This is a genomic window from Mycolicibacterium lutetiense, assembly GCF_017876775.1.
Lineage (GTDB): Bacteria > Actinomycetota > Actinomycetes > Mycobacteriales > Mycobacteriaceae > Mycobacterium > Mycobacterium lutetiense.
This window is the reverse complement of the sequence record NZ_JAGIOP010000001.1, coordinates 1,275,896-1,294,491: the sequence shown is the minus strand read 5'-3', so window position 1 is coordinate 1,294,491 and position 18,596 is coordinate 1,275,896. Positions and strand designations below refer to the sequence as shown.

Here is an 18,596-nt window from a genome sequence, read left to right as displayed (position 1 = left end):
CAGTGCATGCCGCCACCGCGTGACGGTGGCATTGTTCGCCGCGGCCATGTTGGCCGCCGCCCCGGCCTGCGCGGCCGGGCACTCCCCCACCTCCTCGGCCCCGGCGGCACCGCCGAACGACGCCGGATTCGCGCCTTCGGCACCGGCACCGGAAAGCGGTGCCGGGTTCAAGGAGGCCCCGGCACCCGCCGACGTCAAGCGGGACATCGTCAAGACCGCATCGATGTCGATCACCACCGGCGACCCGGCTGCGGTGGCCGACAAGGCCGTAGCACTGACCGCAGATGCCGGTGGCCGGGTGGACAGCCGCTCCGAGGACGCCGGCTCCAGCTCCGGCCGGGCACACATCTCCCTGGCGCTGCGCGTACCGGCCGCCAAACTGGAGGGCACCCTCGACGGGTTCAAGAAACTCGGCACGGTGCAGACCGTCGAGGTCCGCTCCGATGATGTGACCTCGCAGCGCGTCGATCTCGACGCCCGCATCAATGCGTTGCAGACTTCGGTGGACCGGCTGCTCGGGATCATGCGCGACGCCAAAGACCCCGAGGCGTTGATCGCGGCCGAGAACGCCCTGTCGCAGCGCCAGGCCGACCTCGACAGCCTGCGTGCGCAGCGCACCCAGCTCGGCGACCAGATCGACTACAGCACGGTCAATCTCGACATCACCGCCGAGCAGATCGGTGGCCCCGCCCCGCAGTATCAGGGGTTCTGGGGCCAGGTCGAGCGCGGCTGGCACGGCTTCGTGTCAGCGGCCACCGGATTCGTGATGTTGTTCGGCCTGCTGCTGCCGTGGCTGGCGGCCTTCGTCATCGCGGCTGCGGTCGTCTACGTCGCCATCCGGCTGACCCGGTCGCGGACCGGGCCGCCGTCACCGCCGCGGCAGGCTGGTCGGCAGGACGGTGAGCTCCAGGGCCAGGGCAGTGCCGCAGACCAGGACGAGGATGGCGAAGGCGATCCAGTCACGAGCCCTGGGCCCTGACGGGGCCGCCGAGATCTGGCCCGCGCCACCGCGTGCGGTGATGGCATCACCCATCTCGTCGCCCCGGCGCAACGCCACGGTGACGGCGGCGGCGAGCAGATCGATCAGATTGGCCACCCGCTGTCTGCGCCGCTCCCGGAACGTCTCGGCCGGTTCGACCGGGCGCAGCCGGTGCGCCGCGTACAACGTGCGGAACTCGTCGATCAGCATCGGAAAAGCCCTCAGCGCCAACGCAATCGTCACCGCCCAGTCATCCACCGGAATGCGTAGCCGCCGCAGGGGGCGGCCCAAGGTGGCCACCGCCGGGGCGACGTCGGCGACGTTCGTCGTCCACGACACGAGCGCGCCGAGCCCGATCAACACGATCGCCAGCGCGGTGACCCGAAGGAAGTTGAGCAGCCCGCCCAGGCCGACCTGCACCGAGCCGATGTCGATCATCGGGGCACCGCCGCCCAGCGCGGCGAGCGCCCCGCCCAGCACCAGCAGGACCCACAGGAAGATCGGGATCGACGGCAGCGCGCCACGCGGAATGTGCGCCAGCCTCGCGGTCACCAGAACCAGTATCGCGACGAAGGCGATCGGCACCCATCCGGGATAAAAGGTCAACAGAACGCCGATGGCCGCCACCGCGAGCAGTTTGGTGCCGGCCCACAGTCGGTGGATGACGGTGTCGCCGGGGACCGGACGCAACAGAACGACCGGTTTACGTTGTCCTCGGGTCGGAGCGGTCATCGCGAACCCCCGGCAGTCGTCGGAGCAAGGGCGAGTTCACCGTGGTGCAGGTGCAGCGTGCGCGGGCAGAGACTCTCCAGGCCGGTGAAGTCATGCGAGATGACGACGACGGTGAGCCCATTGTTGCGGCGCAGATCCTCCAGCAACCGCAGCAGCCCCCGTTGACTGGAGGCGTCCAGACCGGCCAGGGGTTCGTCGAGGATCAGCGCGCGTGGCGACCGGGCCAGCAACCCGGCGAGCACCACCCGACGCATCTGACCGCCCGAGAGTTGGTCGATGCGCCGCTGGGCCAGTGCCGCATCCAGCCCCACCATCTCCAGTGCGCTCGCAATGCGGTCGTTCTCCCGCGCCGAGAAGCCTGCGGCCGAGGCGATTTCGCGCCCGACGGTGCTGCGCATCAATTGCAGGCGGGCAGCCTGGAACGAGATCGCCACCGAACCCACCTGCTGTGACACCGGCACCCCGTCGAGCAGACACGCGCCGTAGGTGGGGACGGTCAGCCCGGCCATGATCCAGGCCAGGGTCGACTTCCCGGAACCGTTCAGGCCGTGCACCAGCACTCCGTCACCCTCGTTGACGGTGAACGTGATGTCCCGCAAAGCTGTTTTCGCCCATGGGGTTCCGTTGGCGTATTCGTGGCCGACTCCGGTCAGCTCCAGCACCGGCGCGGCGCCCGCCGTGGCGCGCGTCCCTTCCCGGGGCACGGCGGAGGTCTGAACCATGTCGGTGTTGTCGGCGGTGCCGCCGTTGCCGCTGAGCGTCACCGTCCGGTCGGCGGAATCGGCCTCGTCGTTGTAGTGCGTGATGTGCACCAGCGACATCTGATGATGTTCGGTCAGCCCGGACAGGACGTTCATCAAGGTGTCGCGGCCCTGTTGGTCCACCATGCTGGTGACCTCGTCGGCGATCAGCAGCGAGGGTTCGCGGGCGAGTGCCGCGGCAACAGCCAGTCGCTGCAGTTCGCCACCGGACAGCCCTCCGGTGTCACGTTCGGCCAGGCCGTCGAGCCCCACTTCGGTCAGGAGGCGCTCAACGTCGGCGGTCGCGCCGACGGGCAGGCCCCACACCACGTCGTCGGCCACCCGAGTGCCCAACACCTGGCTTTCCGGATGTTGCATCACCACTGCGGTGCCGCCGATGCGACCCAGTCCCACGGCGCCGGCCCGCTCGATGCTGCCCGAGGTGGGTTGACGCCCGGCCAGCATCAGCATGAGTGTGGTCTTGCCCGAGCCGTTCGGTCCGGTCACCGCAACATGTTCGCCGGGCTGGAATTCCATCGAAACCGGCCCCAGTGCGTCGCGCCCGACCCCCGGATAGCGGAACCGTACGTCGGTCAGGCGGGCCGGTACCGGCCCGATGACCGCCGAGTCGTCGCCGCCGTCGAGCTTGTGGACATCGGGGACCCCGAGCAGCCGCGCCAAGATCCGTGAAAGCGCCCACCAGCCGATCATGCTGACCGAGGTGATGCTGAAGATGCCCAGGACCAGCATCAGCACGGGCCAGTAATCCAACAGCGTGCCGAAGGAGGTTCGCAGCGGTTCGGCCGTCACGTCGAGCAGCGGGATCTGTTCCAGGACGTTGGCCAGTCCTTCGATCCCGGCAGTCAGCGAGTCGAAGACCAGGTTGCGCAGCCGTGACAACACAGACAGTGCGGCGATGGCCGCCATCCCGAATATCGCGCCGGCCACGATCGCCGTGCCGAACGCTGTGGCCGTGCCCTTGCCGCGACGCTTGACCACACCGGTCAGCCCACCGATGTAGGCGCAGTCGATGACGGTCATCAAGCCGCCCATCCCGGCGATCAGAAAGGCGATGGTGCCCGCGGCGATGGTGGCCGCGAGGAGTACCCGCAGCCGGTAGCGGTAGGCCAGCAGACCCATGGGCACCGTTCCCAGCACCGAAAGGCCGGCCGCGAACGGCACCACCACCGCGATGATCGCGGTGGCCGCACAGAGGGCCGCCATCACTGCAGCCTGCGCCAGCTCGCCGGGTGTGAGGCCGCGCCGAGGCGTCGTCGCCGGGGGTATCGCGGTCATCGTTCGATTCTGCCAGCCGCGATCGCCGCAGTCGGCTGCACGTGGTGTGAGCGAGAGCACGCCCAGCGGGTTTACTACATAGTAAATCTATGTAAACATGATCGGCATGTCGACCCCGACCGAGGATGTCACGCTAACCGACGAGTCCGAGCTAGGCGCTGACCTGCTGTCGGTCGTCGCCCGGTTGAACCGACTGGCCACCCAACGCACCCGACTGCCGGTCCCCTGGGCGCAGGCCCGGCTGCTGTCCACCATCGAGGATCAGGGCGAGGCCCGCATCTCCGACCTCGCGCTGCTCGACCACTGCTCGCAGCCGACCATGACCACCCAGGTTCGCCGCCTGGAAGACGCCGGCCTGGTTACCCGCACCACCGATCCCGGTGATGCCCGCGCAGTGCTGATCGCTATCACCGAGAAGGGCCGGCAGACCCTGGAGCAAGCCAGGGCCGACCGCGCCGCGACCATCAACCCGCGGCTCGAACGGCTCACCGCCGAGGAGCGCCGGACGCTGGCGCACTCCGTCGGAATCATCCGCCGGATGCTCGCCGACGTCGACGAGCATCCGCTCTCACCCAACCCCAGTTAGGAGTTACCGCCCCATGTGGCGCCAACCCAAGGCCGTATGGGCCGTCGCTTTCGCCTCCGTCGTCGCCTTCATGGGTATCGGACTGGTCGATCCCATCCTCAAACCGATCGCCGACAACCTCGACGCCTCACCGTCGCAGGTGTCGTTGCTGTTCACCAGCTACATGGCGGTGATGGGCGTGGCGATGCTGATCACCGGCGTGGTGTCCAGTCGTATCGGGCCCAAGCACACGCTGCTGCTCGGCCTGGTGATCATCATCGCCGGCGCCGGCCTGGCCGGGATGAGCGACACCGTGATGCAGATCGTGGGGTGGCGCGCACTGTGGGGCCTGGGTAACGCCCTGTTCATCGCGACCGCGCTGGCCACCATCGTCAACTCCGCGAAAGGCTCTGTGGCACAAGCCATCATCCTGTACGAGGCGGCACTCGGGCTGGGCATCGCGATCGGACCGCTGGTCGGCGGCGTGCTCGGCTCGATCTCCTGGCGCGGCCCGTTCTTCGGCGTCTCGGCGCTGATGGCCTTCGCCCTGGTGATCACCGCCTTCCTGCTGCCCGCCACCCCGCGGGCCGCCCGTGCCACCACGCTGGCCGACCCGTTCCGGGCACTGCGCCACCGGGGACTGTTGGGTGTGTCGCTCACCGCGCTGCTCTACAACTTCGGCTTCTTCACCCTGCTGGCCTTCACCCCCTTCCCTCTGGACATGACCGCCCACCAGATCGGGCTGATCTTCTTCGGCTGGGGGCTGGCGTTGGCCTTCACCTCGGTGGTCGTCGCCCCGCGGCTCCAACACCGCTTCGGCACGGTGCGGGTGTTGATCCTCAACCTGCTCGCCTTCACCGCAGTACTGGCCGTGATGGCGGTGTGGACGGATTCCAAGACCGTGCTGGCATCGGGTGTGGTGGTCGCCGGCCTGTTCATCGGCATCAACAACACGCTGATCACCGAGACCGTCATGAAGGCCGCGCCGGTCGAACGCGGAGTGGCCTCGGCGGCCTACAGCTTCCTGCGTTTCGGCGGCGCCGCCGTTGCACCGTGGCTGGCCGGGGTGCTCGGAGAGCACGTCAGCGTGCACCTGCCGTACTGGGTGGGTGCGGCGGCGGTGTTGTTGGGCGCAGGTGTGCTGTTCCTGACGCGGCCGCACCTCGTCCACATCGACGAAGAGGAAGACGAGCTCGACGAACTCACCGACGAGGCAACTGCCGTCACGGTGGGCAGCGACAGCTAGAGAGCCGCGAGGCTGGCGAATCCTGACTCGAGGGGCCGCAAAGCTCCCCACAATGGGTGACATGTCGCAACTGTTCGACAGCGAGGAACGATTGTCGTGGATTCTGGCCGGCCTGGCCGGACTGCTGGGAGCAGTGGCGTTCACCCATTCCGCGGGGTACTTCGTCACCTTCATGACAGGCAATACCGAGCGGGTTTTCCTCGGACTGTTCCAGGACGAGACGTGGCTGGCGATCGGCGCAGCTTGGCTGCTGGCCGCCTTTGTCGGCGGAGTGGTGATCGCATCGTTGTTCCGCCGCCACGTCTGGGTGAATCATCCCCATGGCGCGACGGTGTTGACCACGGTTGTGCTCGCGGTGTCCACCGTGGTGGACACCGTCATGCGGGGCTGGACGGCCCACGATGTTCCGTTCGTTCCAATCCTGTTCGTAGCCTTTGGTGTCGGCGCCTTGAACACGTCGTTCGTCAACGACGGTGAGGTGTCGATCCCGCTGAGTTATGTGACCGGGACGCTCGTCAAGATGGGCCAAGGCATCGAGCGCCATCTCAGCGGGGGCCACGCGAGCGATTGGCTGGGATACTTCCTGCTATGGGCCGGATTCGCCTGCGGCGCAATCGTCGGCGGCTTCATCAGCGTGGTGGTCAGCGGATCCCAGATGCTGCTGGTGGCCACCCTCGTCTGCGGGCTCACCGCGGCATACACATACTTCTTCTTCGATCGCCACGCGTTGTTGAAATAGGGCGCGTGCAGTCGGTCCGCTCGCCGAGATTGACGTGAGGGTCGTGATTCGGCGCTCGAAGTCAAGTGGTTAGTGCAACGCGGTTAGGCAGCTTGATCGAGGAGAGTGGCCAAACGTTGGGCTGGGGTGTCGAAGTCCAGGGTGGGTCGGGGTCGGGTGTTGAGTTTGTCTTGGACTCCTTTGAGGTCGGCTTTGGTGTAGCCGGACAGGTCGGTGCCCTTTTCGAACCAGAACCGCAGCAGCCGGTTGGTGTTCTCGTTACTGCCCCGCTGCCAGGGTGAATGAGGATCGCAGAAGTAGACCGGCGCTTGCAGTGCCAGGCTGATGTCGTGCCAGCGGGCCATCTCGCTGCCGCGATCCCAGGTGATCGTGCGACGTAGGTGAGCAGGCAGCTCGTTCATCGCCTCGATCATCGCGGTGGCCACCGAATCGGCGGTGTGATCGTGCGGTAGGTGCAGCAAGATGGTGAATCGGGTGCTGCGCTCGACCAGGGTCCCGATTGCGCTGCCACCTGCGGCGCCCAGGATCAGGTCACCTTCCCAATGCCCGGGCACGGCACGGTCATCCACCACGGCGGGCCGCTGGCTGATGGTGATCACATCGCTGAACTTCCCGCGTCGCTCGGTACTGCCCCGGGGCTTGCGAGCGGCGCGTTTAGTCGACAAGCACTTGTTCAGATCGGCGCGTAGCTGGCCGCGGCCTTGCACGTAGAGGCACTTGTAGATGGTTTCGTGGCTCACCCGTGTCAGCCTGTCATCGGGATGGTCACGAGCCAACATCTCGGCGATCAGTTTCGGGCTCCACCCGTCATCCATCCAGGTTTCGATGGCGGCGCACACCCGGGTGTCGTTGAGCTTGAACTCTTTGGGCCGCTTGGCTTTCTGACTAGCTCTGGCATGAGCCAACCCTGCGTGATAGTCCCCGGCCGCAGTGCGATTGCGCCGGATCTCGCGTGAGATGACGCTGGGATCGCGATCGAGCTGGCGGGCAATCTCAGCCTGTGGGTGTCGTTGATCGAGCCCCCGCATGATCAGGACGCGTTCGTCGTAGCTCAGCCGGTGACCACGTCCGCCGGCACGGGTGAGGTCACCAGGTTCGGCCAACCCGAGATCACCTTTGCCAATTCGCAGCCTCATACCGCCAGCCTTACGCCACCACGCCCGCCCGACATTGCGTGACACACCGAGTTGACGTTCGGCCTCCAGCACCGACATCCCGGCACACACCAGATCAAAAAACTGCCGCTTCAACCACCACGGCGCCCGATAACCAGTCGGCATTGCAACCCCCACATTGACGGATGTTGCATTGACCGTATGAATCTGCCGCGAGATTCACGACCCTGGTGTCAATCTCGATGCGGCACACACGCCTACAGCGCGAACAGCAGAAACTGGGTCACCTGAGCAGGCGAGAAATTATCGTCGCTGACAGCGATCACCGATTGCCGACCGTCGGCCAGCTTGGGCCCCAAGGTGATTCCCTCGATGTTGTCGAGCGGTGCCAGTCCCGGCGTGGCGGTCAGATCGGCGAGCAGTGTCTTCGTCATCGCGGTGGAGCTCTCGACCAGGCTCGCGCGGTAGATGCGCACCGCCACATGGGTGCCGAAGCCGCGCTCGACCACCAGGAAGGTGCCGTCGTCGAGCGCCACCAGGTCGGACAGCCCGTTGTCCCCGCCCGGACCGGCGGTGACCGGGTCCAGCGGGTAGGTGTACCGGCCGTCGACCACCCCGGAGTCCGCGACGAAGCGGATCACCTGGACCCAGGCACCGTGCTGCTCGTCGGGTGGCGGGCCGTCGTCGTAGCCGGGTCCCTCCATGGCCGCCCACAGATACCGTCCGTCCGGCGTCAGCGTGAGCCCCTCCAACGCGCTGTTGCGGCGCGGACCGTGGTCACCGGCCGACATCCGCAGGGCCTCGGGCAGTCTGAACTCGCCGAGGAAGCTGCCGTCGAGCCCGGCGGTCCGCAACCACGGGTCCAGGAGAAGCGGCCCGCCGCGCCCGTCGACCCGCCGCTCCCCTTCGCTGGTCCAGTACAACCGCTGTCGGTGTCCATCGAAGGCGATCGACTCGGGGTCCGGGGGGATGACCGGTGGCACCGCCTCGCCGTCGGACCTGCCGAAGTCCAACGGGCCAAACGGCTGTCCGTCACGGTCCAGCCACGGATGGGTGCCGACGAACTCGACATCACCGATGCCGTTGTCCGACATTGTGATCCGTGCGGTGTAGAAACGCGCCGGGCCGTTGGCGGAACGGTCGTCGCTGATGATGTAGTACAGATCGGCGACCGGGTCGTAGCTGATCCCCGACAATCCGCCGATCACCGTGCCGTCTAGCACCTCAGCAGCAGAAATCTGACGTTGGCCGAGAAACTCGAAATACGCGGTGGCACGCGCGGGAGCACAACCGGCCAGGACCAGCAGGCCGGCCGCCAGGATTCGGTACAACATCAGGTGACGGCGGCGCCGACCAGGATGCCGACGCCATAGGTGGCCGCGATCGCGACGGCGCCGAACAGCAGTTGCCGCAGGCCCGCGATGGCCACCGGCTTACGGGTGAACGTCGCCGCCACACCGCCGACGATCAACAGGCCCACACCACCGCAGGCAAGCCCTGCCCACAACGATTCGAAGCCGAGCAGGTACGGGATGAGTGGGATGATCGCACCGATCGCGAACAACACGAACGACGCCCCTCCGGCCACCCATGGCGACGGCTTCTCCCGGGGGTCGACTCCCAACTCCTGCACCAGATGAAAGTTCAGCGCCCGATTCTCGTCGCGGTGGATTTCCTCGGTGGCCTTCGCCGCCGTTTCTGGTGTCATCCCCATCTCCTGAAGCATGGCCACGAGTTCGGCCTGCTCAGCCTGCGGGTTCTTACGGAACGACGTGCGCTCCACCTTGACTTCGGAATCGACCTGCTCGTTGGCGGTGGTCACCGAGGTGTACTCACCGAGCGCCATCGAGAACGCCCCCGCCAACAGACCTGCGACACCACTGAGCACCACGGTCTGGGCGGAAGCGCTCGCCCCGACACCGGCGATCAACGCGGTGTTACTGACCAGACCGTCCATCGCACCGAAGGTCGCTGCGCGAAGCCAACCCCCGGTCACATCGGCATGCCGGTGATAGCTGACATGCGGCAAGCCGGTGGGAGACAGCGACTTACCGACCGACTCCGGCATAGCGCCAGTCTTGCGCGGCAAGGTCTCACTTGTCCAGGAAGGCTTGCCTTCGTTTCAACGGACCCGCCTGATCGTTGAACGCGTTACCGTCGGATATGACTTCCACTGCTGAGCATCTGCGAAACGCGCTGGACGGCCGTTGGCGCGACGTCAAGAACGCCATGAGGGCCAGGCTTTCCGACGAGGTCTTTCGACCGCACTACACCCCCAACACGACCATTGCCCGGACCAAGGTGGGCGAGCAGCTCAAGATCATGGCGGCCGCCGGCGCAGCCGTAGACGGTTTCCGTAAACAACACGGCGGCAATGGTGACGTCGGCGCGGCGATCACCCAGATCGAGATGCTGGCGATGAGCGATCTGTCGCTCATGGTCAAGGCCGGGGTGCAGTGGGGCCTGTTCGGCGGCGCCATCGAGAACCTGGGTACCGAACGTCACCACGAGGCCTACGTGCGCCCGCTGATCAGCCTGGAACTGCCGGGCTGTTTCGCGATGACCGAGACCGGGCACGGCAGCGACGTGCAGTCCCTGGAGACCACGGCCACCTACGATCCGGCCACCCAGGAATTCGTCATCCACTCCGAGACCCCCAACGCCCGCAAGGACTACATCGGCGGAGCGGCCGAAAGTGCTCGGGTGGCAGCGGTTTTCGCCCAGCTGATCACCCCGGACGGCGAGGGCCACGGCGTGCACTGCTTCGTGGTGCCGATCCGTGACGGCGACGGCAACGACCGGCCCGGGGTGACCACCTCGGACTGCCACTACAAGGGTGGGCTGCCCGGCGTCGACAACGGACGCATCGTGTTCGACCAGGTACGCATCCCACGGGAGAACCTGCTCAACCGCTACGCGGACGTCGCGCCCGACGGCACCTACAGCTCGCCGATCGAGAACCCCGGCCGCCGGTTCTTCACCATGCTGGGCACGCTGATCCGCGGACGGGTCACCGTCGGCGGCAGTGCCGCCGCGGCCGCGCGGGTGGCGCTCGACATCGCCACCCGGTATGCGTTGGAACGCAGGCAGTTCGAGGCCCCCGACGCCGACAGCGAGGTGCTGATCATGGACTACCTGGTCCACCAGCGCCGGCTGCTGCCGTTGATCGCGAAGTCCTACGCGCTGCAGTTCGCCCAGAACGAACTGGTGGCCAAATGCCATGAGCTGCAGACCTCCGACGATCCCGACGCCGAGGAGCAGCGCGAACTGGAGGCCCGCGCCGCGGGACTGAAAGCCACCAACACCTGGCATGCCAGCCGCGCGATCCAGGAAGCCCGGGAAGCCTGCGGCGGCGCAGGCTATCTCGCCGAGAACCGGCTGATCGCCCTACGCGCCGACACCGATGTGTTCACCACCTTCGAGGGCGACAACCATGTGCTCACCCAACTGGTGGCCAAGGAACTGCTCACCGCCTACGCCGACGACATCAAGGGGATGAGCCCGGTCGAATGGGTGCGGTTCGCGGCGAACTTCGCCGGTGAGCGGGTGGTCAAACGCACTGCAGCCCAGACCATCATCCAAACCATCCTGGACACCCGCCAGGACAACGAGGAGGAAGGCAGCCTGTTCAACCGCGGTACCCAGGTCAAGATGTTCGAAGACCGCGAGGAGTACATGCTGGCCTCGGTGGCACGGCGACTGCAGGGCAAGGCCAAGGAGATGTCGGCCTTCGACGCGTTCAACGCCGTGCAGGACCACGTATTGCACGCCGCACAGGCCCATATCGACCGGGTCGTCCTGGAAGCTTTCGTCGCAGGCATCGACGCCTGCGAGGACGACACCGCCCGCGAACTGCTCTCCGATGTCTGCGATCTGTACACGTTGTCGGTGATCGAGGACGACAAGGCCTGGTTCATCGAGCACCGGTTCCTGTCGACAGAACGCGCCAAGGCCGTCACCCGCGGTATCAACGAACGCTGCCGCTCATTGCGGCCGCACATCGAAACGCTCGTCGACGGGTTCGGCATCCCCGAGCAGTTGCGTTACGCCGCGATGCTCGACCCCGCCGAACTGGTCAACGGCTGAGTCGCCTCAGGGCTTCGGAATCGGGTCGACGGCAACCAGTTTGCCGTCGTCTCCGATCCGGAACCGCACGGTGGCGATGCCGGTCGGCGCGGTGGGCGAATCATGGCCCTGCTGCCACTGGTAGTTCACCACCACGGTGTCGTCGGCATTGGTGATCACGTTGAGGTAGGGCCGGGGCTCCGGGGTGGCCGGGCCGAGCGGGGTCTGCCGGTCGAAGAACAGCAGTTGCCCGGCGCTGTTGGGCTCGGGGTTGGACTGGCCCACCTGTACCCAGTACAGCCGGCAGTTGGTGGTGTGGCCGGTGTTGACCTGAGTCCACTGCCGACCCGCTTCAGGGGCGGGCAGTTTGGCGATCTGGTCGGCGACCGTGTCGGCGCTGGGCCCGTCGGTCGGTGCGCAGGTATCGGGCTTGGGCGGCGGCGCGGACGACGGACCCCAGCCGCAACCAACCGCAAAGAGACCGATGAAGGCGACGATGACGATCAGCCGTGGGTGCACACCCCGAGGGTAGCGAATCGGAGCGGCTCAGCAAGTGAGCTGACGGCGGCGCGCCGATAGGCGACACTGTTGACGATCCGACCCGCGATCCGTCGAAGACCACTACCCCTAGGAGACACTGATGGCTTGGTTCCTCGCCATGGAAGGCCCCGCCAACAAGGCCGTGCTGTACCAACTGCAGGAATCAGTCAACGTCCAACAGATCGCCGAGGAGATGGCCAGCGCGGCCACCCTCGATCGCGCAGTACCCGTCCCGGCCGTGTTGGCGAACAACCGGCAACAGGTGACGGTGTATGTCCGGCCGGCGGCCTGGGGCGTGTGGACGTTCTACCAATTGACCGACGAGGAGCGGAATGCCCTCGCATCGGCGTCCAATCCACTGGTGGAGGCGCTGACCCAGGCGGCGCGCCAGGCGCAGGCCCGGCCCCAGTCATAGGACTGGGATTCGAGAACTTGCTCCCCCGATTGGACTCGAACCAATAACCGCCCGATTAACAGTCGGGAGCTCTGCCAATTGAGCTACAGGGGACTACCTTCCGCGGAAGCACCGCGGCCGAGCGTTGACTCTAGCGTACCGACCGCCGCTGCCGCCAACTCGCGCCCAGACGGGCGCGGCGGGGTGGAGTTGAGGCAGGATGGAGGGCACACACCTGCCGTCTGGGAGGCACGTCGTTGTGGGAGGAATTCTGTGATCCGCTATGCCGCCGTAATCGCCGTCGGCTACGTGCTCGGCGCCAAGGCCGGGCGACGTCGCTATGAGCAGATCGCCAGCACCTACCGCGCGGTGACCGCCAATCCGGCCACCAAGGCGGCGATCGACGCCGGACGGCGCAAGATCGCCAAGCAGGTCTCGCCGGATCCGCAGTTCCTCACGATGACCCCCATCGACGCAGAAACGTCGGTGCTCGCCCCAAAGGAGAGCACCGACGGTTCGGCGACGCATCGCGCCAAAAAGTCCAGCTGGTAGGGCTGCTAGCCGATCCCCTGATTGATCGACGTTCCGGGCAGCAGCGGCCCGGTGACGAATCCGCCATTGCCGCCGGCGCCGACCCACGGTGTGCCGATGTTGGCAGGCATGCCGTTGGAGTAGGACAGGCACTTGCCGTCCTCTTTGTTGCCGAACCAGGCCAGGCAGGCCGGCTGCGCCGTGACCTCGGGGCCGGGGGCAGACGTCGAGATGAGCGCCGGGGCGCCCGCAGCAGCACCGGCAGCCAGGACGAATGCGCCGGCGGCGACGAACCGCCGCGTCCGCGTGCTGAAACGTGTCACCGGGGGTGCCTCTTTCGCGTCTGTTGGGCCCGACTGCGCCTCAGCCTATCGCGATGCGGGAAATCACGCAGTGAGGTCGTCGCCGCTGGCCTGTTCGAGCAGGCTGCGCCGGTAGGACTCCATGGCCACCAGGTCACCGAACAGGGCGTGATATTCATCTCCCTGCTCCACCGGTGACATGCGCTGCAGCTTGGACTTCACCTCGGCGATCTGGCGCCCCACCCAGACCTCCTGCAGGCGGGCCAGCACGCTGCTGATGTAGCGCGGCAGGTGCTCGTCGTCCTCGACGTTGATCGCCTCGACGCCCAGTTCGTTGACCAGGCCGGCCGCGGCCGGGGAGGTGGTCTGCTCGCGAACGGCCTCGATCCACTGGGCCCCGGATATGCCCGACGACATGCCGCCGGCCGCCTCGATCGCCGAACGCAACGCGGTGTACCCGGGGTGGGTGAAGCTCTCGACGGTCAGCGAATCGAACACCGGCCCGGCGATCGCCGGATACTGCAGACCGGCCTTGAGCGCCTCGCGCTGCGGCCACAGCGTCGGATCGGTCGGATTGGGGCGCGCCACAGGAGCCGCCGCGGGACTGGCCTGTTGCCGCGCAGGCTGACGTCGCGAGTCCTTGCGGCCGCCGCTGGCTTCCTCCCGCACCCGGCCGATCACCTGCGCGACGTTGTCCCAGCCGACCCAGCCGGCCAGCTGCCTGGCGTACTCGTCGCGCAGCGTCTGGTCCTTGATCCGGGACGCGATCGGCACGCAGCGCCGCAGCGCCGTCACCCGGCCCTCCGCACTGTCCAGGTCGTGCTCGGCCAGTGCACTGCGAATCACGAACTCGAACAACGGTGTTCGCCGGGCCACCAGATCGCGCACCGCACCGTCGCCGGACCGCAGTCGCAGATCGCACGGATCCATCCCGTCGGGCGCCACCGCCACGAACGACTGCCCGGACAGGTTCTGCTCGCCCTCGAACGCTTTCACCGCGGCAGCCTGGCCCGCGGCGTCGCCGTCGAACACGTAGATCAGTTCGCCGCGGAAGAAGTTGTCGTCCATCATCAACCGGCGCAGCATCGACAGGTGCTGCTCGCCGAACGCGGTGCCGCATGACGCCACCGCGGTGGTCACCCCGGCCATGTGCATGGCCATCACATCGGTGTAGCCCTCGACGACGACGGCCTGATGTCCCTTGGCGATGTCCCGCTTGGCGCGGTCCAACCCGAACAGCACCTGCGACTTCTTGTAGAGCACCGTCTCGGGGGTGTTGACGTACTTGGCCTGGTTCTGATCGTCGTCGAACAACCGACGTGCGCCGAAGCCGATGGTCTCGCCCGAGGACACCCGGATCGGCCACAGCAGCCGCCGGTGGAACCGGTCCATCGGCCCTCGCTTGCCCTCCCGGCTCAGCCCGGCCGCCTCCAACTCCTTGAACTCGAAACCCAAGCGCTGCAAGTGCTTTGTCAGCTTGTCCCACCCAGACGGTGCGAACCCGCACCCGAACTGGGCGGCGGCGGCCGCGTCGAAGTTGCGCTCGGTCAGGTACTTGCGCGCCTCGGCGGCCTCATCCGAGGTCAGCGCCTCGGCGTAGAACTCCTGGGCGGCGGCATTGGCGGCCAGCAACCGGCTGCGGCTGCCCCGGTCACGCTGCACATTCGTCGTCGACGCGCCGGTGTAGGTGACGGTGTAGCCGACCCGGTCGGCCAACAACTCGACCGCCTCGACGAAGGTCACGTGCTCGATCTTCTGGATGAAGGCGTACACGTCGCCGCCCTCGCCGCAGCCGAAGCAGTGGAAATGGCCGTGATTCGGCCGCACGTGGAACGACGGTGACTTCTCGTCGTGGAACGGACACAGACCCTTCATCGAGTCGGCCCCGGCCCGCCTCAACTGGACGTAGTCACCGACGACATCCTCGATGCGGGTTTTTTCACGGATGGCCGCGATATCGCGATCTGAAATCCGGCCGGCCACCGGCTCATTCTAGAGGTCTCGGTGAGCGCGCCTCATGCACTCGCTCCAACCGGCTCTCGGTGTAGGACGCGATCTGGTCGACCACCACGCGCAACCGGGCGCCGTCGTCGGCGGCCGCGTCGAACTCGGGCGCGAACTGCGGGTCCAGGCTGCCCGGGGCCTGCGCCCACAGCGCCAGGGCGACCTCGTGGATGAGCGTGCGCTGATCAGCCTGGATCTGCAGGTGCCGGTGGTCGGACATGATGAACTGCAGCGCCAGCATCTTGAGCAGGACCACCTCGGCGCGCACCAGAGGCGGGACCGTCAGCTCGGCATCGAAACGACGTAGCACCGCTCCCCCGGCGACCGCCCGGGTCTGGGTGATCGCCGCATTGGCAAAACGCCCGACCAGTTCGCTGGTCAACGTCTTCAGGGCAACCGAGGACGCCAACGTTCCGTCGTAGCGCCCCACCGCCGCCACCACCGGCACGTGGGACAGCCGCTCGGCGGCGGCCAGCAGATCATCGTGGGTGACGCTGGGAAAGTTCTTGGCACCCAGGTCCGCCAGCGAGGACGCCGCGTCGGGATCGCCGAGCACCCGCAGGTCGATGCGCCCGGAGATCACGCCGTCCTCGACGTCGTGCACCGAATAGGCGACGTCGTCGGCCCAGTCCATCACCTGGGCCTCCAGGCACGGCCGCTCGGCGGGCGCGCCGGCGCGCATCCATTCGGCGGCCTCGGCGTCGTCGTCATAGAAGCCGTATTTCTTGCGGGTGCCGAAGCTGGGCCACGGATACTTCGCCACCGCGTCCAGCGCGGCCCTCGTCAGGTTGAGCCCGGCAGAACGTCCCTCGGCATCAAGAACTTTCGGCTCCAACCGGGTGAGGATCCGGAAGTTCTGGGCATTGCCCTCGAATCCGCCGAAGGGTTTCGCGATCTCGTCGAGCGCACGCTCGCCGTTGTGCCCGTAGGGCGGGTGCCCGATGTCGTGGGCCAGGCCGGCCAGGTCCACCAGGTCCGAATCACAGCCCAACCCGATCGCCATTCCGCGACCGATCTGGGCCACCTCAAGTGAGTGCGTGAGCCGGGTGCGCGGGGTATCCCCATGTCGTGGCCCGACGACCTGGGTCTTGTCGGCCAGCCGTCGCAGCGCCGCGCTGTGCAACACGCGGGCCCGATCACGGGCGAAGTCGGTGCGGTGCTCGGTGTCGGTCCCGGGCAGCGCGGCACCCTTCGGCGACTCGACCACCAGACGTTGCCGGTCGAAGTCGTCATAGGCGGCCTGCGTATCCCCGTTCACCGACGCACAGTCTGCCAGGAACCGACGCGCCGACCCCGCAGCGCATTAGATTGGCGGTCATGCGTATCGCCCGTCTGCTTTCTGCGCTGCTCGCGATCCTGATGACAGGGCTGCTGGTTGCCCCCGGTGCCGCGGCCGAGCCGCCACTGCGGTTGGCCACCCAACTCACCGACCACGCCGGGGTCTTGTCGGCCGCTCAGCGCGCCAGTGTGGAGCGTGCCCTCGACCAGCTCTACGACACCAAACGTATTCAGCTGTGGGTGGTTTTCGTCGATGACTTCTCCGGCCAGAACCAGTCGGGCTGGGCGCAGAGCACGATTCAGCTGAGCGATCTCGGTGACGACGACGCGCTGCTGGCGGTCGCCACCAACGCGCGGTCGTACGCCTTCCAGGTGCCGAGCACCGTCCCCGGTGGCAATGCCCGCGCCGACGACATTCGACGCAACAGCGTCGAACCGGCCCTGCGTCGTGACGACTGGGCCGGCGCGGCCATCGCCGCCGCCAACGGTTTGAAGGCCAATCCTCCCGCCGCGCCGGCGGGAGCCGGAATCTCGTGGCCGGGCATGCTGATCGCCCTTGGCGTGTTGCTGGTACTGGTCGGGTTGCTGTGGTGGTGGTCGCGCCGGCGCCGGGCCAAGCGCCGCCGCGCCGAGTTCGAGGCCGCCAAGCGGGTCGATCCGACCGACGCCACCGCGTTGGCCTCGGTGCCGCTGGAGGCGCTCGACGAGCTGTCCCGCTCGATCGTCGTCGACGTCGACAATGCCGTCCGCACCAGTGAAGCCGAGCTGGAACTGGCTGTCGAGGAGTTCGGCGCCAAGCGCACCGAACCGTTCAGTATGGCCCTGGAGAATGCGAAAAAGGCTCTGGCCCAAGCATTCACCGTGCGTCAGACGCTCGATGACGATGTCCCCGAGACACCGCTGCAACAGCGGGATCTGCTGACCAAGGTGGTGGTGTCGGCGGCCAGGGCCGACCGTGAACTGGACGCGCAGAGCCAGGCCTTCGAGCAGTTGCGCGATCTGGTGATCAACGCCCCGACCCGGCTCGACGCCATGACCCAACAGATGGTCGGCCTGACCGCCCGTATCGAACCGAGCGGCCAGACACTTGCCAACCTGCACACCCAATTCGACTCCACCGCACTGAGTTCGGTGTCGACCAATGTGGACCTCGCCAAGGAACGCCTGGCGTTCGCCGACCGCAACATCAGCACCGCCCGCAACCTGGTATCCCGGCCGGCCGACGATCAGACCGCGCTGGTAGATGCGGTGCGTTCGGCCGAGTCCGCCCTCGATCAGACCCGGACCCTGCTCGACGCCGTGGACAGCGCGGCCTCCGATATCAACCGGGCGCTGGCCGATCTACCCGCGGCGATCACCGATATCCAGGCCGGCATCGACCAGGCGAATGCACTTCTGGGGCAATCCGGTACGCCGCAGGCCGACAAGCTGAGTACCGTCCGTGACGCGGCGAAGAAGGCTGCCGACGACGCTACGGCCAACGGCAAGGCCGACCCGCTGGGTACCTTCACCCGGCTGACCAAGGCCGACGCCGAACTCGATCAACTGCTGGCCGGCGTGCACGAACAACAGGAGGCAGCCGAACGGCTGGCCCGTGCACTGGAGCAGGCGCTGTTCACCGCCCAGTCACGGATCAAGGCGGTGTCGGACTTCATCGAGACCCGGCGCGGCAGCATTGGCCCGGAGGCACGCACCCGGCTGGCCGAGGCCCAACGGCAGCTTCAGGCCGCCGCGGCCAAGCGCGCGGAGAATCCCGACGAGGCGGTAGCCCACGCCAACGGCGCTTCGACGCTGGCCGCACAGGCGCAACGCCTGGCCAACGACGACGTGCGAACGGCACAGCGGTCCTACACCTCCCAGTACGGCGGAGGCGGCGGAGGCTCGGACATGGGCGCGGTGCTCGGCGGCATCCTCATCGGCAACATCCTGCGCGGCGGGGGCGGCGGTTTCGGAGGAGGTTTCGGAGGAGGTTTCGGGGGCGGCCGCGGCATGGGACGTCCGACATCCTATGGCGGCTCGTCACATTCGTCGGGCCGCAGCTACAGCGGCGGCGGCGGCCGCTTCTAGCGG

17 protein-coding genes and 1 tRNA gene are annotated in these 18,596 nt (G+C 67.2%); 8 read left to right on the top strand and 10 right to left on the bottom strand.

From position 1 onward, the window contains the following. Positions 1 to 46: 46 nt before the first annotated feature. The gene (locus tag JOF57_RS06185) at positions 47 to 979 is read left to right on the top strand and encodes a DUF4349 domain-containing protein (RefSeq protein WP_209915860.1); all 933 of its coding nucleotides are present in this window, start codon (positions 47 to 49) and stop codon (positions 977 to 979) included. Here the strand turns inward: JOF57_RS06185 and JOF57_RS06180 are convergent. Together JOF57_RS06180 and JOF57_RS06175 are read right to left on the bottom strand one after the other, a co-directional pair. Next, positions 869 to 1,711, bottom strand: a complete 843-nt coding sequence (locus JOF57_RS06180; protein ID WP_209914837.1) for a CbiQ family ECF transporter T component — start codon at positions 1,709 to 1,711, stop codon at positions 869 to 871. The two genes, JOF57_RS06185 and JOF57_RS06180, sit on opposite strands and share 111 nt — an antisense overlap. Further along, positions 1,708 to 3,747 (bottom strand): ABC transporter ATP-binding protein, encoded by a 2,040-nt coding sequence (locus tag JOF57_RS06175; RefSeq protein WP_209914834.1) that lies wholly within the window; start codon positions 3,745 to 3,747, stop codon positions 1,708 to 1,710. Before JOF57_RS06175 ends, JOF57_RS06180 begins: the two co-directional genes overlap by 4 nt. Positions 3,748 to 3,853: 106 nt before the next feature. On the opposite strand from JOF57_RS06175, the gene JOF57_RS06170 reads away from it, so the two are divergent. The 3 genes from JOF57_RS06170 (at position 3,854) to JOF57_RS06160 (ending at position 6,297) form a co-directional block, all read left to right on the top strand. Next, on the top strand, positions 3,854 to 4,333 hold the full coding sequence (locus JOF57_RS06170; RefSeq protein WP_209914831.1) for a MarR family winged helix-turn-helix transcriptional regulator: 480 nt from the start codon (positions 3,854 to 3,856) through the stop codon (positions 4,331 to 4,333). Between the two features lie 13 nt (positions 4,334 to 4,346). Continuing rightward, complete coding sequence (locus JOF57_RS06165) at positions 4,347 to 5,558, top strand: MFS transporter (protein ID WP_209914828.1); 1,212 nt, start codon at positions 4,347 to 4,349, stop codon at positions 5,556 to 5,558. Between the two features lie 61 nt (positions 5,559 to 5,619). Then, positions 5,620 to 6,297 (top strand): YoaK family protein, encoded by a 678-nt coding sequence (locus JOF57_RS06160; RefSeq protein WP_234937734.1) that lies wholly within the window; start codon positions 5,620 to 5,622, stop codon positions 6,295 to 6,297. Positions 6,298 to 6,380: 83 nt separating this feature from the next. Here JOF57_RS06160 and JOF57_RS06155 read toward each other — a convergent pair whose 3' ends face one another. The 3 genes from JOF57_RS06155 to JOF57_RS06145 all read right to left on the bottom strand — a co-directional run bounded on the left by JOF57_RS06155 (position 6,381) and on the right by JOF57_RS06145 (position 9,480). Continuing rightward, positions 6,381 to 7,577, bottom strand: coding sequence for an IS30 family transposase (locus tag JOF57_RS06155; protein WP_209914822.1), 1,197 nt, complete (start codon positions 7,575 to 7,577; stop codon positions 6,381 to 6,383). Between the two features lie 92 nt (positions 7,578 to 7,669). Then, the gene (locus tag JOF57_RS06150) at positions 7,670 to 8,746 is read right to left on the bottom strand and encodes an esterase-like activity of phytase family protein (RefSeq protein WP_209914819.1); all 1,077 of its coding nucleotides are present in this window, start codon (positions 8,744 to 8,746) and stop codon (positions 7,670 to 7,672) included. Further along, positions 8,746 to 9,480, bottom strand: coding sequence for a VIT1/CCC1 transporter family protein (locus JOF57_RS06145; RefSeq protein ID WP_209914816.1), 735 nt, complete (start codon positions 9,478 to 9,480; stop codon positions 8,746 to 8,748). The genes JOF57_RS06150 and JOF57_RS06145 overlap by 1 nt, the downstream gene beginning before the upstream one ends. Positions 9,481 to 9,575: 95 nt before the next feature. Between JOF57_RS06145 and JOF57_RS06140 the strand changes: the two genes are divergently transcribed. Beyond that, the gene (locus tag JOF57_RS06140) at positions 9,576 to 11,498 is read left to right on the top strand and encodes an acyl-CoA dehydrogenase family protein (protein ID WP_209914813.1); all 1,923 of its coding nucleotides are present in this window, start codon (positions 9,576 to 9,578) and stop codon (positions 11,496 to 11,498) included. Between the two features lie 6 nt (positions 11,499 to 11,504). Here the strand turns inward: JOF57_RS06140 and JOF57_RS06135 are convergent, their stop codons facing one another. Beyond that, entirely contained in the window at positions 11,505 to 11,996 is a 492-nt protein-coding gene (locus JOF57_RS06135; RefSeq protein WP_209914809.1) for an LppP/LprE family lipoprotein, read from the bottom strand. Between the two features lie 121 nt (positions 11,997 to 12,117). Between JOF57_RS06135 and JOF57_RS06130 the strand changes: the two genes are divergently transcribed. Beyond that, positions 12,118 to 12,432, top strand: a complete 315-nt coding sequence (locus JOF57_RS06130; RefSeq protein ID WP_209914806.1) for a hypothetical protein — start codon at positions 12,118 to 12,120, stop codon at positions 12,430 to 12,432. Between the two features lie 20 nt (positions 12,433 to 12,452). Here JOF57_RS06130 and JOF57_RS06125 read toward each other — a convergent pair. Then, positions 12,453 to 12,525: transfer RNA gene (locus JOF57_RS06125), tRNA-Asn, on the bottom strand. Between the two features lie 159 nt (positions 12,526 to 12,684). Between JOF57_RS06125 and JOF57_RS06120 the strand changes: the two genes are divergently transcribed. Beyond that, entirely contained in the window at positions 12,685 to 12,963 is a 279-nt protein-coding gene (locus tag JOF57_RS06120; protein ID WP_209914803.1) for a hypothetical protein, read from the top strand. A 5-nt stretch (positions 12,964 to 12,968) separates the two neighbouring features. On the opposite strand, the gene JOF57_RS06115 is transcribed toward JOF57_RS06120, so the two are convergent. From JOF57_RS06115 to JOF57_RS06105, 3 genes are all read right to left on the bottom strand, one after another. Beyond that, the gene (locus JOF57_RS06115; RefSeq protein ID WP_209914800.1) at positions 12,969 to 13,265 is read right to left on the bottom strand and encodes a DUF7155 family protein; all 297 of its coding nucleotides are present in this window, start codon (positions 13,263 to 13,265) and stop codon (positions 12,969 to 12,971) included. Between the two features lie 63 nt (positions 13,266 to 13,328). Further along, the gene (gene dnaG, locus JOF57_RS06110) at positions 13,329 to 15,227 is read right to left on the bottom strand and encodes a DNA primase (RefSeq protein WP_209914797.1); all 1,899 of its coding nucleotides are present in this window, start codon (positions 15,225 to 15,227) and stop codon (positions 13,329 to 13,331) included. 4 nt (positions 15,228 to 15,231) lie between these two features. Beyond that, complete coding sequence (locus JOF57_RS06105; protein ID WP_209914794.1) at positions 15,232 to 16,506, bottom strand: deoxyguanosinetriphosphate triphosphohydrolase; 1,275 nt, start codon at positions 16,504 to 16,506, stop codon at positions 15,232 to 15,234. Between the two features lie 59 nt (positions 16,507 to 16,565). Between JOF57_RS06105 and JOF57_RS06100 the strand changes: the two genes are divergently transcribed. Next, on the top strand, positions 16,566 to 18,593 hold the full coding sequence (locus JOF57_RS06100) for a TPM domain-containing protein (protein WP_209914790.1): 2,028 nt from the start codon (positions 16,566 to 16,568) through the stop codon (positions 18,591 to 18,593). Positions 18,594 to 18,596 lie beyond the last annotated feature (3 nt).

Excerpts from the sequence above, each read along its gene's own strand:
- JOF57_RS06185 (WP_209915860.1), top strand. The coding sequence starts at position 47 with ATGTTGGCCGCCGCCCCGGCCTGCGCGGCCGGGCACTCCCCCACCTCC.
- JOF57_RS06180 (WP_209914837.1), bottom strand. The coding sequence starts at position 1,711 with ATGACCGCTCCGACCCGAGGACAACGTAAACCGGTCGTTCTGTTGCGT.
- JOF57_RS06175 (WP_209914834.1), bottom strand. The coding sequence starts at position 3,747 with ATGACCGCGATACCCCCGGCGACGACGCCTCGGCGCGGCCTCACACCC.
- JOF57_RS06170 (WP_209914831.1), top strand. The coding sequence starts at position 3,854 with ATGTCGACCCCGACCGAGGATGTCACGCTAACCGACGAGTCCGAGCTA.
- JOF57_RS06165 (WP_209914828.1), top strand. The coding sequence starts at position 4,347 with ATGTGGCGCCAACCCAAGGCCGTATGGGCCGTCGCTTTCGCCTCCGTC.
- JOF57_RS06160 (WP_234937734.1), top strand. The coding sequence starts at position 5,620 with ATGTCGCAACTGTTCGACAGCGAGGAACGATTGTCGTGGATTCTGGCC.
- JOF57_RS06155 (WP_209914822.1), bottom strand. The coding sequence starts at position 7,577 with ATGCCGACTGGTTATCGGGCGCCGTGGTGGTTGAAGCGGCAGTTTTTT.
- JOF57_RS06150 (WP_209914819.1), bottom strand. The coding sequence starts at position 8,746 with ATGTTGTACCGAATCCTGGCGGCCGGCCTGCTGGTCCTGGCCGGTTGT.
- JOF57_RS06145 (WP_209914816.1), bottom strand. The coding sequence starts at position 9,480 with ATGCCGGAGTCGGTCGGTAAGTCGCTGTCTCCCACCGGCTTGCCGCAT.
- JOF57_RS06140 (WP_209914813.1), top strand. The coding sequence starts at position 9,576 with ATGACTTCCACTGCTGAGCATCTGCGAAACGCGCTGGACGGCCGTTGG.
- JOF57_RS06130 (WP_209914806.1), top strand. The coding sequence starts at position 12,118 with ATGGCTTGGTTCCTCGCCATGGAAGGCCCCGCCAACAAGGCCGTGCTG.
- JOF57_RS06100 (WP_209914790.1), top strand. The coding sequence starts at position 16,566 with ATGCGTATCGCCCGTCTGCTTTCTGCGCTGCTCGCGATCCTGATGACA.